Source organism: Actinophytocola sp. (assembly GCF_050699935.1).
Taxonomy (GTDB): domain Bacteria; phylum Actinomycetota; class Actinomycetes; order Mycobacteriales; family Pseudonocardiaceae; genus Actinophytocola.
In genome coordinates this window covers 1-15,879 of record NZ_JBOHGB010000155.1, presented here as the reverse complement: position 1 = coordinate 15,879, position 15,879 = coordinate 1, and the positions used below count along the sequence as shown (strand labels likewise).

Genomic DNA, 15,879 nt, shown 5'->3' with positions numbered 1-15,879 from the left:
GTGCTCCCGCGCGGCGCGGCACCGAGCGCTCGAACGGCCGGTCCCGTTCGGCGGCGGCGCGGCGTGCCTACGCGCGCCGGGCGCACCGCGAGGGCCGACCGGCCGACCGGGTCGAGCTAGACGAGGACCACGCCGCCGGCCGGGCGTCGTTCGTCATCCTGATCATCGCCCTGCTGGCGGTCGGCGTGGCGGCCACGCTGTGGCTGTCCACCCAGGCGATCGCCGACTCCTACCGGCTGGAGGACGCCAAGCAGACGGCCGACCAGCTCGCCGAGCGGGCCGATCAACTGCAGCGCGACGTGACCAAGGCGGAGTCGGCGTCCGCACTCGCCGAGCGCGCGAAGGCGATGGGCATGGTCCCGGCCGGCGATCCCGCACGCCTGGTGGTGCGGCCGGACGGCCGCGTGGTCGTGGTGGGCGAGCCGACCCGTGCCGAGAAGCCGAAGCCGCCGGCCTCGCAGACCCGCCGGCCGGCCACGCCGCCGCCCGGTCAGCCGGGTGACACCCGGCCAGGCGGCCGGCAGCCGGGCGACCAGGCCGATGGCCAGCAGCCGGGCGGGCAGGAGGAGGCACCGCGCCGCCAGGCCGCGAACACACCGGGGGCCGGCTGATGCCGCCACCCTCGGGCCAGCCCCCGCACGGCCCCCGGCCGAAACGAGGCTGGCCGGCCGTACCGGACCGCCGCGAGACCCTCGGCTCACCACGGGCCGGGGGTCCGTCCACCGGCGCCGCCGGCACCGGCGAGCCCGGCAGGTCCGGCAAGCCGGGCAGGTCCGACGGGCTGGGCATGGCGGGCAGGCCGGATGGGGTCGGTAGGTCTGGCACGTCTGGTGGGATCGGCAAGTCCGGTGGGGTCGGTAGGTCTGGCAAGTCCGGTGGGATCGGCAAGTCCGGTGGGGTCGGCGGGACTGGCAAGTCCGGTGGGATCGGCAAGTCCGGTGGGGTCGGTAGGACTGGCAAGTCCGGTGGGGTCGGCGGGTCTGGCTCCGCTGCCGGCCGGGCCGATGGCGGGACGGGCCGGCAGGGCGCGCCGGGCAGCGCCACGCGAGGCAGCGGACCGGCGGCTGCCCGGCGAGGTGGCACGTCGAGCGGTTCGGCGCGTGGTGACGGGTCGGTGGGGCGTGCCGGGGGTGGTGCGCGGGGTCTGTTCGGTCCGGGTGGGCTGCTGAGTGGGTCCGCGGGCGGCCGTGCGCGTGACGCGGGTGTTCCTCGCGGTGGCACGCCCCGGGACCCCGGCGGCGTGCCCCGGGGTGGCCGGTCGCGGTTCGGCGTCGAGGACGACCCTCGGCGGCCGGGCGAGCCGCCGCTCGCGCCGGCACCGAAGCGTGACCCACGGAGCCACTCCGGGACGAGCCGTGACGCGCTGCCGCCGTGGCGGAAAGCCTTGCGCCGCAACCCGGCTGACCGCAACCCGGCTGACCGCAAGCCGCCCGACCGCAAGCCCGCCGCCCACAAGCCAGCCGGCCGCAAGCGGGCCAACAGCAAGGCGGCCAACAAAGACCGGCCACCCCCATGGCTGACCAGCGAGCGCCCGGTACCGCGCGGTGCCGGTGGCCGCCGGGGGGCGGCCAGTGCCCACCGGAGCGCGCCGGCGCCCGGGCTCGCTCCCGTCGGCCGGCCGCGCCGGGCCTCGACGGGGCCTCGCCGGCTCGTTCGCAAGCCGGTCGGCAACCACCACATCCGCGTCGTCTCCGTGCGTTTTCTGCTGATCGCCGCGCTGGTCGCAGCCGGGGTCAAGCTGATCCAGGTACAGGGGTTCGAGGCGGAGGCGCTGGCCGCGAAGGCGGAGCAGCAGCGCACCACCGAGATCGACATCCCGGCGACCCGCGGATCCATTGTGGACCGCAACGGGGTGGAGCTCGCGTTCAGCGTCGAGTCGCGGGTGCTCGCGTTCCGCCCCCGGGCCGTGCGCGCGGACATCGCCAAGTACAACAGGGAGCACCCCGGCGCCACGCTGAGCTTCGACGAGCGCACCGAGGAGATCGCGCGCGTCATCCGCCAGAAGCTCGGCGACCGCGTGTCCGAGGATGACCTGCTCGGCAAGCTGCGCCGGCACACCTCCTACGTCTACCTCGTGTCCGAGGTCGAGCCGGGCGTGGCGCGGGACATCCAGCAGCTGTTCCCGGAGATCATCGCCGAGTACCGCTCCGTGCGGGAGTACCCGGGCCGCTCGCTGGCGTCCAACATCGTCGGCGTCGCCAACTGGCGGATGGACGACCCGGACGTCAAGAAGCACAACCTGCACGGCCTCTCCGGCCTCGAGAGCCTCCGCGACAACGAGCTGTCCGGCAAGCCCGGCCGCCAGGTCGTCGACACCGAGGAGGGCAGCCGGAGCGTCGTCATCCCGGGCACCGAGCGCGACCTGGTGCCCGCCACCGACGGTTCGGACATCCAGCTCACCATCGACGCCGACCTGCAGTACAACCTGCAACAGTCGCTCGCCTCGTACGTGACCAAGAGCCAGGCCAAGAGCGGCAGCGCGGTCGTCCTCGACGCACGCACCGGCGAGGTCTACGCGATGGCCAACGACGAGAGCTTCGACCCGACCGACCCCGAGGGCTACGACCTCGAGACGATGGGCAACCCGGCGGTGTCCACGCCGTACGAGCCGGGCTCGGTGAACAAGATCGTCACCGCGCTGTGCACGATCCAGCACGACATCTCCGAGCCGGGTGACGCGCACATGGTCGCCGACACGATCAACGTCGCCGACCGCACCGTGCACGACGCCTGGAGCCACGCGACGATGCCGTTCACGACGACCGGCATCTTCGCCAAGTCCTCCAACGTGGGCACGCTGATGCTCGCCGAGCAGTGCGGTCCGGACCGGTTCTCGAAGCTGCTGCGCGACCTCGGCCTCGGCGAGCGCACCGGTGTCGGCCTGCCCGGCGAGAGCCCGGGACGGGTGCCGCCGCGCGGCCAGTGGTCCGGCTCGACGTTCGGCAACCTGCCGATCGGGCAGGGCCTGTCGATGACCGTCCTGCAGATGGCCGCGATGTACCAGACGATCGCCAACGACGGTGTGCGCGTGCCGCCGCGGATCGTCAGCGCGCGCGTCGCGCCCGACGGCACCCGCATCGCCGAGCCGAAGCCGGAGCCGGTCCGGGTGGTGGACGGGCGGACCGCGCGCACCGTGCGGGACATGTTGCGGGCCGTGGTGCAGGACGGCGAGGGGCTCGACAACGGCACCGGCCCGGCCGCCGCGCTGACCGGGTACCAGATCTCCGGCAAGACCGGGACCGGCCAGCAGATCGAGCCGGCGACCGGCGCGTACTCGAACGACAAGTACTGGATCACGTTCGCGGGCATCCTGCCCGCCGACGACCCGCGGTTCGTCGTGGGGATCGTGCTCGACCGGCCGAACTACTCCGGCGGCCCGCCGGAGGGCCGGTCGGCCGCGCCGCTGTTCCACGATGTCGCCTCCTACCTCGCGCAGCGCTACAACATCCCGCTGTCGAAGAAGGCGAGCCCGGTCGTTCCGCTGGTCCTTCAGTAACTGTCGGTGGGTCGCCATAACCTGTGCGGCATGATCGCGTGGTTCACCGAGGACGACCTGCACGAGGCCGCGGGTGGGCAGTCCTACCAGCGCGGCCGCGACTACGTGGACGCGGTCGCGGACGTGGCGCCGACCGCGCTCGGCGTGCGGGCCACGGTCCGCGGGATGGACACCTACGAGGTATGGCTCGGCCGGCACGCCGACGGGGTGGTGGGGGAGTGCAGCTGCCCGTTCGGCGCGGACGGCAACTTCTGCAAGCACTGCGTGGCCGTGGGGCTGGTGCTGCTGGCCGACGGGCCGGGCCCGGCCGTGCCCGAGGTCGATCTCGGCGCCTACTTACGCACGCTCGACCCGCGCGAGCTGGTCGAGCTGGTGCTGGAGCAGGCCGGTCGCGACCCGGCGCTCTACCGCCGGCTGTCGCTGCGAGCCGGCACCACCGGGGCACCGCAGGTGGCGGTGCTGCGCCGGCAGCTGGACGAGGCGCTGCGGGCGCGTGGCTACCTCGACGACCGGGCGACCCGTGAGTACGCGCGGCGGGCCCGCGAGGTACTGGACATGGTCGACGAGCTGATCGTGTCCGGGCACGCGTCCGAGGCGCGCCCGCTGGCCCGCGCGGCGGTCGAGGGCATCACCGCCGCGATGTCCACTGTGGATGATTCGTCGGGCGCCGTGACGGGTGCCTGCCGGCGTGCGATGTGGCTGTACGCGCGGGCGTGTGCCGTGGCCCGGCCCAACCCGGCCCGGCTCGCGGAGTGGGTGTTCCGCTTACGGCTCGACGGCCCGGGCTGGCCGGTGGTGGAGCTGGCCGACTTCGCCGAGGCGCTGGGGGAGACCGGCATGGCGGCGTACCGGTCGCTGCTGCGGGAGACGTGCGTCGCGCCGCCTGAGTACAAGGTGGTGGTCCTGCGGTCGATGCGCGAGCAGCTGGCCACTGTGGACGGTGACCTGGACGTGCGGGTGGACATCCTGGCCGAGAACGTGCCCAACCCCAAGGCGTTCCTCGACATCGTGGCACTGCTGCGGGAGGCCGGCGAGCTCGCCGGGGCCATCCGTTGGGCCGAGCGCGGCGTGGCGGAGACCGGCGACCCGCGGCTGGCGGACGCGCTCGTCGAGTCCTATGTGGATGCCGAACGCCCGGGGGACGCGGTGGCGGTGCGGGAGTCGGCCGTGCGGTCGGCGCCGACCCGGCTGTCGTACGCGAACCTGCGGGCCACGGCGTCGGACGTGGGCAGCTGGCCGGCGGTCCGCGAGGCGGCCCTCGACGTCCTGCGTGCCGCGGCCGAGCGGGAGGAACGCGCCGACGAGCTGGCCGGCGCGCTGCTCGACGACGGCGAGACGGCGGAGGCCTGGCTCGCGGCGGGCAAGCACGGCTGCCGCGACCGCGCCTGGCTCGAGGTGGCCCGTGCCCACGGCGCGGCACACCCGGCCGAGGTGTTACCCGGCTACCGCGAGGCGGTGCACCGCTGTCTCGAGCGCACCGGCCGGGACGCCTACCGCGAGGTGGCCGTCCTGCTGGAGGAGCTGCGTGACCTGTCGGCCCGGTGTGGCGAGCTGGCGGCGTGCGAGGCGCTCGTGGGGTGGATCCGGGAACGGCACCACCGCCGGCGCGCGCTGCTCACCGAGCTCGCCCGCCGGGGCCTGTGATCCCAGCGGAACCGGGGTGGCGCAGGCATACTCGGCATTGTGAGCATCCAGCCGTCCGGCCGGTTCGACCCGGCGACGCAGCCGCCCGACGACGGGTCGCTCGCGAGCCCGCTGGGCCGGGCCGCCTCGCTGATGCTCGCCATCCTCGCGCTGCTGTGGATCGTGGAGCTGGTCAACGCTGCCACCGGGCGGGACCTCGGCCAGGCCGGCGGCATCCGGCCGCGGGACGTCGGCAGCCTGATCGACGTCGTCACGGCGCCGTTCCTGCACGGGAACGTCGCGCACCTGGCCGGCAACGCGGTGGCGCTGTTCAGCCTCGGCTTCATCGCGGCGGTGCCGAACCTCAGGAAGTTCCTGCTGATGACCGCCATCGTGATCGTCGTCGGCGGACTCGGCGTCTGGCTGTTCTCGAAGTCGAACACGGTGTCGATCGGCGCCAGCGGGGTCGTGTTCGGGTACTTCGGCTACCTGCTTCTGCGCGGCTTCGTCGACCGCCGCCCGGTGGACGTCGTGGTCTCCATCGGGATCGCGCTGGCCTACGCCTACCCCATGTGGCACTCGATCGGGTTCGGCGTCACCAACATCTCCTGGCAGGGCCACCTGTCGGGGCTGGTCGGCGGCATGCTCGCGGCCATCCTGCTCCGCCAGCGACGGCCGAAGGCCAAGACGGCCGAAACCGACCCGCGGCCCACGCTGCCCACCGTCGAATAGCGGAACCGGCGCGGTCGCACGTCCGAGGGTGTCCTTGATCGCCCTCCGTGCGCAGGTAATCTTCCGCGACGTGCCCGCCAAGCTCGTTGGCAAGGCCGTCACGGCACCGCCTCGCCCTACCAGGATCGAACCCGTACCGCTCACCACGTTGGTGGCGCGGGCGGACGCGCGTCTCGTCGGTGCGCCCGAGAACATCCAGGATCTCGCGGCCACCGGCGCTACGCTGCGTGCACAGCATGTTCTTCCTGGTGATCTGTTCGCCGCGCTGCCCGGCGCGCGCGCCCACGGCGCGGACTTCGCCGACGCGGCCATCACCGCGGGCGCGGTCGCGGTGCTCACCGACGAGGCCGGCGCCGCCCGGCCGGCGATCCGCGACTCGGGCATCCCGGTCCTGGTGCACGACGATCCGCGCGGCGTGCTGGGCGCGGTCGCGGCGTGGATCTACGGCGAGCCGTCGCTGCGGCTGGCCGTCCTCGGCGTCACCGGCACCTCGGGCAAGACGACCACGACCTACATGATCGACGCGGGGCTGCGCGCGGCCGGCCTGCGCACCGGGCTGGTCGGCACCGTCGAGACCCGCATCGCCGGCGAGCGGCTGGCGAGCGCGTTCACCACCCCCGAGGCACCCGACCTGCAGGCGTTGTTCGCGGTGATGGTCGAGCGGGGCGTCAGCCACGTGCCGATGGAGGTCTCCAGCCACGCGCTCGCGCTCGGCCGGGCCAACGGCACGCGGTTCACCGTCGGTGCGTTCACCAACCTGTCGCAGGACCACCTGGACTTCCACTCGGACATGGAGGACTACTTCCAGGCGAAGGCGCTTCTGTTCGACGGCCGCTCCACGACCGAGGTCGTGTGCGTGGACGGCGAGTGGGGCAAGCGCCTGGTCACCCCGCACACGGTGACCGTCTCGACGCAGGGGGCGGCGGACTGGACCGCGGCCGGGATCAGCACCTCGCGCGCCGGCGAGCAGTCGTTCACCGTGCACGGCCCGGACGGGCTGCGCCTCGCGGTCACGCTGCCGATCCCGGGCAGCTTCAACGTCGCCAACGCGCTGCTCGCCGCCGCCTGTCTGCACAACGCCGGGGTGGCGCCGGCCGACATCGCCGCCGGCCTGTCCACTGTGGAGGTTCCGGGCCGGATGGAGCGGGTCGCCCTGGGCCAGGAGTTCACCGCTGTCGTCGACTACGCGCACAAGCCGGCCGCGGTCGCGCACGCGCTGGACGCCATGCGCGGACGCACGGACGGCCGGCTGATCGTGGTGCTCGGCTGTGGCGGCGACCGCGACCAGGCCAAGCGCCCGCTGATGGGCGAGGCCGCGGCCCGGCGCAGCGACCTGCTGATCGTCACCGACGACAATCCGCGCTCGGAGGACCCGGCCGCGATCCGCGCGGCCATGCGCGAGGCCGCGCTCGGCGTCCCGGCCGGCGAGCGCGGCGAGGTGATCGAGGTCGGCGACCGCCGCGCGGCGATCGAGACCGCGGTGGAGCGTGCCGAGCCGGGCGATGTCGTCGTCATCGCCGGCAAGGGGCATGAGACGGGCCAGGAGATCAACGGCGTCGTACACCCGTTCTCCGACCACGACGAGCTGCGCGCGGCGATCTGGGCCCGGCTCGAGAAGGGGACCGGATGATCGCGCCAGAAATGTCGGTGCCCCTGGGTAATGTAGAGATCGGGGGCCCCCCGGGCCGATTGAATGGACCGTTCAATCGGTCTGGTTGTGCACAGGAGTCGCGAGCGTGCCTCGGAACGTCGGTCCCGCTGTCTAGCGTGGAAATCGGGGGGCCCCGGGGCCGATTGAATGGACCGTTCAATCGGTCTGGTTGTGCACAGGGGCGGCGAACGCGCACTGGAATGTCGGTCCCGCCGCATAGTGTGGAAATCGGGGGGCCCCCGGGGCGATTGAATGGACCGTTCAATCGGTCCCGGCCGTGGACGGCCGGGCCACGGGCGAACCAGCCGCGGACCGTCTGGCTCCGGACGGCCCGCGTGCGGCCCGGCGGGAGGCCGCGATGATTCCCCTGACCCTCGCCGAGATCGCCGACGCGACCGGCGGCAAGCTGCACAACGGAGACGTCACCACGCTCGTCACCGGGACCGTCGAGTTCGACTCCCGGCGGATCGGGCCCGGCGGGCTCTTCGTGGCGCTGCCCGGGGACCGCGTCGACGGGCATGACTTCGCCGAGCGGGCCGTCGCGCGAGGAGCGGTCGGCGTGCTCGCCGCGCGGCCGGTCACCGTGCCCGCGGTCGTCGTGCCGCCGGTGACCGACGCGCACGTTCGATCGGTGGCGCTGACCGGGGACACCGACGGCTCCGGCGCCGCCGTCCTCGCCGGCCTGGCTCGGCTCGCGCGCGCCACGGTCGACCGGCTCGCGCCGCGTGGGCTCGTGGTGGTCGGCGTCACCGGCTCCTCCGGCAAGACGTCCACGAAGGACCTGATAGCCCAGGTGCTCGAGCCGATGGGCCCGACGGTCGCCCCGCCCGGCTCGTTCAACAACGAGCTCGGCCACCCGTGGACGGTCCTGCGCGCCGACGAGGACACCCGGCACCTCGTCCTCGAGCTGTCCGCCCGCGGCCCCGGCCACATCGAGGCGCTCTGCGCGACCGCCCCGCCGCGCATCGGTGTCGTGCTCAACGTGGGCACCGCGCACCTCGGCGAGTTCGGCTCCCGGGAGGACATCGCGCGGACCAAGGGCGAGCTGGCCGAGGCCCTGCCCGACGCGGAGCACGGCGGTGTCGCCATCCTCAACGCCGACGACCCGCTCGTGCGCGCGATGGCCGACCGCACGAAGGCGAAGGTCGTCCTCGTCGGCGAGAGCCCGGACGCCCAGGTACGCGCCGCGGACGTCGAGCTGGACGACCACGCGCGCGCGACCTTCACCCTGATCACCCCGCGGGGCCGGGAAAAGGTGACGCTCGGGCTGCACGGCGGCCACCACGTCGGCAACGCGCTCGCCGCGGCGGCCGTGGGGCTGGAGCTCGGCGCCTCGCCGGCCGAGGTGTCCGCGCGCCTCCAGCGGGCGCGGCGCCTGTCCGCCCGGCGCATGGAGGTCACCACCCGGGCCGACGACGTGACCGTCGTGAACGACTCGTACAACGCCAACCCCGAGTCGGTCGGCGCCGCGCTGCGCACGCTCGCTCGGATGTCCGACGGGGGGCGGCGCCGCACCTGGGCCGTCCTCGGCGTGATGGGGGAGCTGGGCGACGAGGGATCGGCGGCGCACGAGCAGATCGGCCGGCTCGCGACGCGACTGTCCATCGACCGGGTGGTGGTCGTGGACGAGCAGGCGAGCGGCATCCAGCACGGCGCCCGCCTCGAGGGGACCAAGGGAGAGGAGCCGGTGCTGGTGCCGGATGTCGAAGCCGCCATCGCATTGCTGAACACGGAGCTGCGGCCGGGTGACGTGGTCCTGGTGAAGGCGTCGAAGGTGGCCGCGCTCTGGCGGGTCGCGGACGCGCTCCTGGAGGCCGGCGCGTGATCGGCATCCTGATCGCCGCGGCGGTCGCGCTCATCGTCTCCATCCTGTTCACGCCGTACCTGATCCGCGTGTTCTCCCGGCAGGGCTTCGGCCAGGAGATCCGCGAGGAGGGTCCCGAGGGCCACAAGTCCAAGCGCGGCACCCCGACCATGGGCGGCGTCGCGATCCTGGTCGCGATGTGGACCGGCTACCTGGTCGCGCACCTGTTCAACGCGATGTCCGACCCGGTCGGCGAGGCGCCGACCGCGTCCGGGCTGCTGGTCCTGTTCCTGACCTCGGGGCTGGGCCTCGTCGGCTTCCTCGACGACTTCATCAAGATCCGCAAGCAGCGCAACCTGGGTTTGAACAAGACCGCGAAGATGGTCGGCCAGCTGGTCGTCGCCGTGGTGTTCGGCGTGCTGGCGATGAACTTCGCCGACGAGTACGGCTTCACGCCCGCGTCGGTCCACATGTCGTTCGTGCGCGACCTCGCGATCATCTCGTTCGGCACGGTCGGGTTCGTGGTGTTCTGCTACATCGCGGTGTCCGGCTGGTCGAACGCGGTGAACTTCACCGACGGCCTGGACGGGCTGGCCGGCGGCTCGTCGGCGATGGTGTTCGGCACGTATGTGGTCATCACGTTCTGGCAGTTCCGCTACAACTGCGGCCTCGAGGAGCCCACGGTCGGCTGCTACGACGTACGAGATCCGCTCGACCTCGCGGTGGTGGCGGCCGCCGCGATGGGCGCCTGTATCGGCTTCCTGTGGTGGAACGCGGCTCCCGCGAAGATCTTCATGGGCGACACCGGCTCGCTCGCGCTCGGCGGCCTCGTCGCCGGCCTGTCGATCACGACCCAGACCGAGCTGCTCATGGTGATCGTCGGCGGGCTGTTCGTCGTCGAGATGCTGTCGGTGGTGATGCAGATCGCCGTGTTCCGGACGTCGAGACGACGGTTGTTCCGGATGGCCCCGTTCCACCATCACTTCGAGCTCGCCGGGTGGGCGGAAACCACGGTGATCATCAGATTCTGGCTGCTGGCCGGGATCTGCGCGATGTTCGGCCTCGGGCTGTTCTACAGCGAGTGGCTGACCGCCGTGGGCAGTTGACGGAGTGAGCTGACGTGCTGGCCGGTCGCAGGGTCCTCGTCGCCGGCGCCGGGGTCACCGGGCAGTCGGTGACCGGGGCGCTGCTGGCCATGGGCGCGGAGGTCACGGTCACCGACGCCGCGGCCGACCGGCTCACCGGCGTGCCCGCCGGCGCGGCCACGGCGGCCGGGCTGACCGAGCCGCCCGCGGACACCGACCTCGTCGTCACCAGCCCCGGCTGGCCACCCACGAACCCGCTGCTGGTGGCCGCCGCGCATGGGGGCGTCGAGGTGATCGGCGAGGTCGAGCTGGCCTGGCGGGTCGGCGCGACGCTGCCCGAACCGCCGGTCTGGCTCGCGGTCACCGGCACCGACGGCAAGACCACCACGGTCGGCATGCTCGAGGCGATCCTGCGGGCGGCCGGGCTGGACGCGGTCGCCTGCGGCAACGTGGGCCTGCCCGTCCTCGACGCGGTCCGCCACCGGGTGCTCGCCGTGGAGCTGTCCAGCTACCAGCTGTACTGGCAGTCCTCGATGCGCGCACGGGCCGCCGCCCTGCTCAACGTCGCCGAGGACCACCTCGAGTGGCACGGCTCCATGGCCGCGTACGTCGACGCCAAGGCGAAGGTCTACACCGGCACCGGGCTGGCCGTGTACAACGCCGACGACGTCGAGTCGGCCCGGCTCGCGGCCGGCGTGCCCGAGCGGGTGGGCTTCACCGCCGCCGAGCCCGGGCCGGGGGAGTACGGCGTCGCGCGCGGCTGGCTCGTGCACGGCGACCTGCTGCTCGCCCCCGCCGCCGAGGTCCGCCCGCCCGGCCCGCACAACGTGGCCAACGCGCTCGCCGCCGCCGCGCTCGCCCGCGCGGTGGGCGTGCCGCCCGAGGCCGTGCGCGCCGGGCTGGCCGCCTACCAGCCGCCCGCGCACCGGGTGGAGCTGGTCGCCGAGGCCGGCGGCGTGCGGTACGTCAACGACTCCAAGGCCACCAACACCCACGCCGCGCTCGGCTCGCTCGGCGCGTTCGACCACGTCGTGTGGATCGCCGGCGGGCTGCTGCACGGCGCGCCGGTCGACGCGCTCGTCGCCGAGGTGGCGCCCCGGCTGCGTGGCGTGGTGCTTCTGGGCGCCGACCAGGACGCCTTCGCGACCGCGCTGGCGCGACACGCGCCGGATGTGCCGGTACATCGGGTCCCTTCGGGAGACGATGAGCCCATGATCTCTGCGGTGCGTGTGGCGGGCGCGATGGCAGGTCATGGCGATGTGGTGCTCCTCGCGCCGGCCGCCAAGTCCCACGACCAGTTCGCCAGCTACTCCCACCGCGGCACGGCGTTCACCGAGGCGGTGCGCGCGCGGCTCCGCGCGGTCGCGCCCGGTGGCGAGCCCGGGCAACGCGGATGACGGCACTGGAGCCCGCCAAGACCGACCGAGAGCCCGCCGACGAGCCCGCGAAGAAGCGAACGGCGCGCAAACCGAAGCGCGAGCGTGGCCGCATCGCCGCCGCCCGTAGCGCGCTGACCGCCTGGCTCGGTCGTCCGCTCGCCTCGTTCCACCTGCTTCTCGCGGTCTGCGCGCTGCTCATCGTGCTGGGCCTGGTGATGGTCCTGTCCGCGTCGTCGGTCATCTCGCTCATCCAGGCGGCGTCCGCGTACACCGTGTTCGGCAAGCAGGTGGTCTTCGTGCTGGCCGGGCTGGTGCTGTTCTGGATCGGCCTGCGGGTGCCCCTGAACCGCATCCGTGCGGCGAGCCCGGTCGTGCTGTGGATCAGCGTGCTGCTGCTGGTGCTCGTGCTGATCCCCGGGGTCGGCTCGGAGATCAACGGCACGCGCAGCTGGTTCACCATCGGCCCGCTCGGCTTCCAGCCGGTCGAGGTCGCCAAGCTCGCGCTCGCGCTGTGGGGAGCGCACATCCTCGTGGTCAAGCGCGGTCTGCTGCACCAGTACCGGCACCTGCTGGTCCCCGTGGTACCGGCCGCGCTGGTGATGTTCGCCCTGATCATGCTGCAGCCCGACCTCGGCGGCACGGTCACGCTCGGCGTGGTGCTGATCGCGCTGCTGTGGTTCGCCGGTGCACAGCTGCGGCTGTTCGGCGCGCTCGCCCTCGGCGGCCTGGCCGGCGTCGTGGTGCTGGCGATCGGCACCGACTACCGGCTCTCCCGCGTGCTGTCATTCCTTCGCCCGGAGGACGACCCGAGCGGCGCCGCGTACCAGGCCAACCAGGCGCTGTACGCGCTCGCCGAGGGCGGGCTGTTCGGCAAGGGGCTCGGCCAGGGCCCGTCGAAGTGGCAGTACCTGCCCAACGTGCACAACGACTTCATCTTCGCGCTGATCGGCGAGGAGCTGGGGTTCCTCGGCTGCGCGCTCGTGCTCGGCCTGTTCGGGATGCTCGCGGTGGTCGGCATGCGGGTCGCCACCCGCAACATCGACCCATGGATCCGGCTGATCGCGGCCACCCTGACGGTGTGGCTCGTCGCCCAGGCCGCCATCAACATCGGCTACGTCGTGAACCTGCTGCCGGTCACCGGCATCACGCTGCCGCTCATCTCCTCCGGCGGCACGTCCGTCGTGGTCACCCTGCTGGTGTTCGGCATCCTCGCGAACTGTGCGCGGCATGAGCCCGAAGCGGTCGCCGCACTACGCTCTCAGGGACCGGGCCGGTTCGGCCGCCTCATGCGGCTTCCGGCGCCGGATCCGTACCAGCCACCGGCCAAGCGGCGGCCGATGCGGAAACCCGCCCCGTCGCGTGGGCCCGGCGGCATCGACAGAGCTCGCCGGCGGTACCCGCGCAGTTCCCGAGGAGGAACGTCTTGACCGACCCCACCCATCGTGGGCCCTGTGTCGTGATCGCCGGCGGGGGCACCGCCGGGCACATCGAGCCGGCGCTCGCGCTCGCCGACGCCATCCGCCGGATGCGGCCGGACGCGCGAATCGTGGCGCTGGGCACCGAGCGCGGCCTCGAGAAGTCGATCATTCCGGGCCGGGGGTACCCGCTGGAGATGATCCCGCCGGTGCCGATGCCCCGCAAGCCCAACGTGGACCTGCTCAAGCTCCCGCTGAAGGTGCGCTCGGCGGTGAAGACGACGCGCGCGGTGCTGGCGCGGGTCGGCGCGGACGTGGTGGTCGGCTTCGGCGGCTACGTCGCGCTGCCCGCCTACCTCGCCGCCCGCGGCCGGATGCCGATCGTCGTGCACGACTCCAACGCCCGGGTCGGCCTCGCGAACAAGGTCGGCGCGCGGTTCGCCCAGAAGGTGGCGGTCGCCGTGCCCGACACGGGGCTGGCGAACGCGGAGGTCGTCGGCATCCCGCTGCGAGAGTCGATCATCACCCTGGACCGTGCCGCGCTGCGTGCGCAGGCGCGCGCGCACTTCGGGCTGCACCCGGACGCGCCGACGCTGCTGGTGTTCGGCGGCTCGCAGGGCGCCCGCTCGATCAACAACGCGGTGTCGGCCTGCGCCCGCCGGTTCGCCGACGCCGGGATCGGCGTGCTGCACGCCCACGGGCCGAAGAACTCCCTTGCGGTACAGGAGGTTCCGGGCGCGCCGCGGTATCTCGGCGTGCCGTACCTGGAGCGGATGGACCTCGCCTACGCTGCCGCCGACGCGGTGCTGTGCCGCAGTGGCGCGATGACCGTCGCCGAGGTGGCCGCGGTCGGCCTGCCGGCGGTGTTCGTCCCGCTGCCGCACGGGAACGGTGAGCAGGCGCTGAACGCGAAGCCGGTGGTGGACGCGGGCGGCGGGGTCATCGTGCCGGACGAGCAGCTGTCCCCGGACAAGGTCGCCGAGCTCGTGGTGCCGCTGCTCACCGACACCCGCCGGCTGGCCACGATGGGCGCGGCCGCGCGTGGCACCGGCCACCGCGAGGCCGCCGACGTGCTCGCGCGGATGGTCCTCGAGGTGATCCGCAAGTGACCGGGACCGCCCGGAAGGACGCCGTCCGGACGCTCAATGCCCGGAAGGCGTCCTTCCGGGCATTGAGCCGCGCTCCGCGAGGGGGGACCTGGTGAGCGGTCCCCTGGAGCGGGCGCACCTCGTCGGCATCGGGGGCGCCGGCATGAGCGGCATCGCGCGCATCCTGCTGGACCGCGGGCTCGCGGTGTCCGGCTCGGACGCGAAGGAGTCGCCGGGCCTGGAGACCCTGCGGGCGCAGGGCGCGAAGGTCGCCATCGGGCAGGCGGCCGGGAACCTCGACCTGCTCGGCCCCGAGGGCCCGACCGCCGTGGTGGTGTCCACCGCCATCAAGCCGGACAACCCCGAGCTCGTCGCGGCCAAGGCACGCGGGCTGACCGTGCTGCACCGGTCCGAGGCGCTCGCCGCGCTGATGGCCGGCCACCGGGTCGCCTGCGTCGCGGGTACGCACGGCAAGACGTCGACGACCTCGATGCTGACCGTGGCGCTGCAGCACTGCCGGCTCGACCCGTCGTTCGCGATCGGCGGCGACCTCAACGACTCCGGCGCGAACGCCCACCACGGCGGCGGCGGCGTCTTCGTCGCGGAGGCCGACGAGAGTGACGGCTCGTTCCTCGCGTTCACGCCGTCGGTCGCGGTAGTCACGAACGTGGAGGCCGACCACCTCGACCACCACGGCACGGCAGAGGCGTACACCAAAGTCTTCGAGTCCTTTGTGGACCGTATTGCGCCGGATGGTGTACTGGTCGCGTGCGCCGACGACCCCGGCTCGGCCGCCCTGGCCACGTACGCACAGTCGCGCGGGATCCGGGTATGGCGCTACGGGCGGTCCACACCGGACGCGACCATCGTGGACTACCGGCCGGTGGACGGTGCCGGCGTGGCCCGCGTCCGGATCCACGGCATCCCCGAGGGTGTCGAGGTCGAGGTGCGGGTCGCGGTGCCCGGCGAGCACATGGCGAGCAACGCGGTCGGCGCGCTGCTGGCCGGGCTGGAGCTCGGCGCGCCGCTGCCCGGACTGTTGGACGGGATCGCCGGGTTCGGCGGCGTGCGCCGGCGGTTCGAGTTCAAGGGCCGAGCCGGCGACGTGCGGGTCTACGACGACTACGCGCACCACCCGACGGAGGTGGCGGCGCAGCTGCGGGCCGTGCGGCCGGCGGTGCGGGGCGGGCGGATCCTGGTCGTGTTCCAGCCGCACCTGTACTCCCGAACCCGCCAGTTCGCCGCCGAGTTCGGCGCGGCGCTCGCGCTCGCGGACGAGGTGGTAGTGCTGGACGTGTACGGCGCGCGCGAACAACCCGAGCCCGGCGTGACCGGTGCGCTGATCGCCGACGCGGTGTCCGACGCCATGTCCGGGTCGGCGGGGCGGGTGCACTACGAGCCTTCGTTCGAGAAGGTGCCTTCGCTGGTGGCCTCGCTCGCCGCGCCCGGTGACCTGGTGCTGACGATGGGCGCCGGCGACGTGACCATGCTCGGCCCGGAGCTGATCGCCGAGTTGGACCGGCGAGTCGGGCCGGCGTGAGCACGGCGCGGACGAGCACCCGGCGGCCCCGGCGGCCCGCCGACCGGGACGCGCCGCGGCCCGGCC

The 15,879-nt window shown here is 73.4% G+C and carries 11 protein-coding genes; all 11 read left to right on the top strand.

Annotated elements, in window-relative coordinates:
• Positions 1 to 611: hypothetical protein (locus tag ACRDTB_RS31985; protein WP_431435925.1), on the top strand; the 611-nt coding region annotated here is incomplete at its 5' end.
• A 905-nt stretch (positions 612 to 1,516) separates the two neighbouring features.
• On the top strand, positions 1,517 to 3,496 hold the full coding sequence (locus ACRDTB_RS31980; RefSeq protein WP_431435928.1) for a peptidoglycan D,D-transpeptidase FtsI family protein: 1,980 nt from the start codon (positions 1,517 to 1,519) through the stop codon (positions 3,494 to 3,496).
• 30 nt (positions 3,497 to 3,526) lie between these two features.
• Entirely contained in the window at positions 3,527 to 5,140 is a 1,614-nt protein-coding gene (locus ACRDTB_RS31975) for an SWIM zinc finger family protein (protein ID WP_431435924.1), read from the top strand.
• A gap of 39 nt (positions 5,141 to 5,179) precedes the next feature.
• On the top strand, positions 5,180 to 5,851 hold the full coding sequence (locus tag ACRDTB_RS31970) for a rhomboid family intramembrane serine protease (protein ID WP_431435923.1): 672 nt from the start codon (positions 5,180 to 5,182) through the stop codon (positions 5,849 to 5,851).
• A gap of 37 nt (positions 5,852 to 5,888) precedes the next feature.
• Positions 5,889 to 7,481: a UDP-N-acetylmuramoyl-L-alanyl-D-glutamate--2,6-diaminopimelate ligase gene (locus ACRDTB_RS31965; RefSeq protein ID WP_431435927.1), complete on the top strand. Its 1,593-nt coding sequence runs from the start codon at positions 5,889 to 5,891 to the stop codon at positions 7,479 to 7,481.
• A gap of 379 nt (positions 7,482 to 7,860) precedes the next feature.
• Positions 7,861 to 9,327 (top strand): UDP-N-acetylmuramoyl-tripeptide--D-alanyl-D-alanine ligase, encoded by a 1,467-nt coding sequence (locus ACRDTB_RS31960; protein WP_431435922.1) that lies wholly within the window; start codon positions 7,861 to 7,863, stop codon positions 9,325 to 9,327.
• Entirely contained in the window at positions 9,324 to 10,412 is a 1,089-nt protein-coding gene (gene mraY / locus ACRDTB_RS31955; protein WP_431435921.1) for a phospho-N-acetylmuramoyl-pentapeptide-transferase, read from the top strand. Before ACRDTB_RS31960 ends, mraY begins: the two co-directional genes overlap by 4 nt.
• A gap of 14 nt (positions 10,413 to 10,426) precedes the next feature.
• Complete coding sequence (murD, locus tag ACRDTB_RS31950; RefSeq protein ID WP_431435920.1) at positions 10,427 to 11,788, top strand: UDP-N-acetylmuramoyl-L-alanine--D-glutamate ligase; 1,362 nt, start codon at positions 10,427 to 10,429, stop codon at positions 11,786 to 11,788.
• Positions 11,785 to 13,197, top strand: a complete 1,413-nt coding sequence (gene ftsW / locus ACRDTB_RS31945; protein ID WP_431435919.1) for a putative lipid II flippase FtsW — start codon at positions 11,785 to 11,787, stop codon at positions 13,195 to 13,197. The genes murD and ftsW overlap by 4 nt, the downstream gene beginning before the upstream one ends.
• Entirely contained in the window at positions 13,194 to 14,294 is a 1,101-nt protein-coding gene (gene murG / locus ACRDTB_RS31940; protein WP_431435918.1) for an undecaprenyldiphospho-muramoylpentapeptide beta-N-acetylglucosaminyltransferase, read from the top strand. Before ftsW ends, murG begins: the two co-directional genes overlap by 4 nt.
• 142 nt (positions 14,295 to 14,436) lie before the next feature.
• Entirely contained in the window at positions 14,437 to 15,813 is a 1,377-nt protein-coding gene (gene murC, locus ACRDTB_RS31935) for a UDP-N-acetylmuramate--L-alanine ligase (RefSeq protein WP_431435926.1), read from the top strand.
• The last annotated feature ends 66 nt before the right edge of the window (positions 15,814 to 15,879 follow it).

What these genes read in the sequence shown, in the direction of transcription:
- ACRDTB_RS31975 (WP_431435924.1), top strand. Translation starts at nt 3,527, where the DNA reads ATGATCGCGTGGTTCACCGAGGACGACCTGCACGAGGCCGCGGGTGGG.
- ACRDTB_RS31960 (WP_431435922.1), top strand. Translation starts at nt 7,861, where the DNA reads ATGATTCCCCTGACCCTCGCCGAGATCGCCGACGCGACCGGCGGCAAG.
- ftsW (WP_431435919.1), top strand. Translation starts at nt 11,785, where the DNA reads ATGACGGCACTGGAGCCCGCCAAGACCGACCGAGAGCCCGCCGACGAG.
- murC (WP_431435926.1), top strand. Translation starts at nt 14,437, where the DNA reads ATGAGCGGCATCGCGCGCATCCTGCTGGACCGCGGGCTCGCGGTGTCC.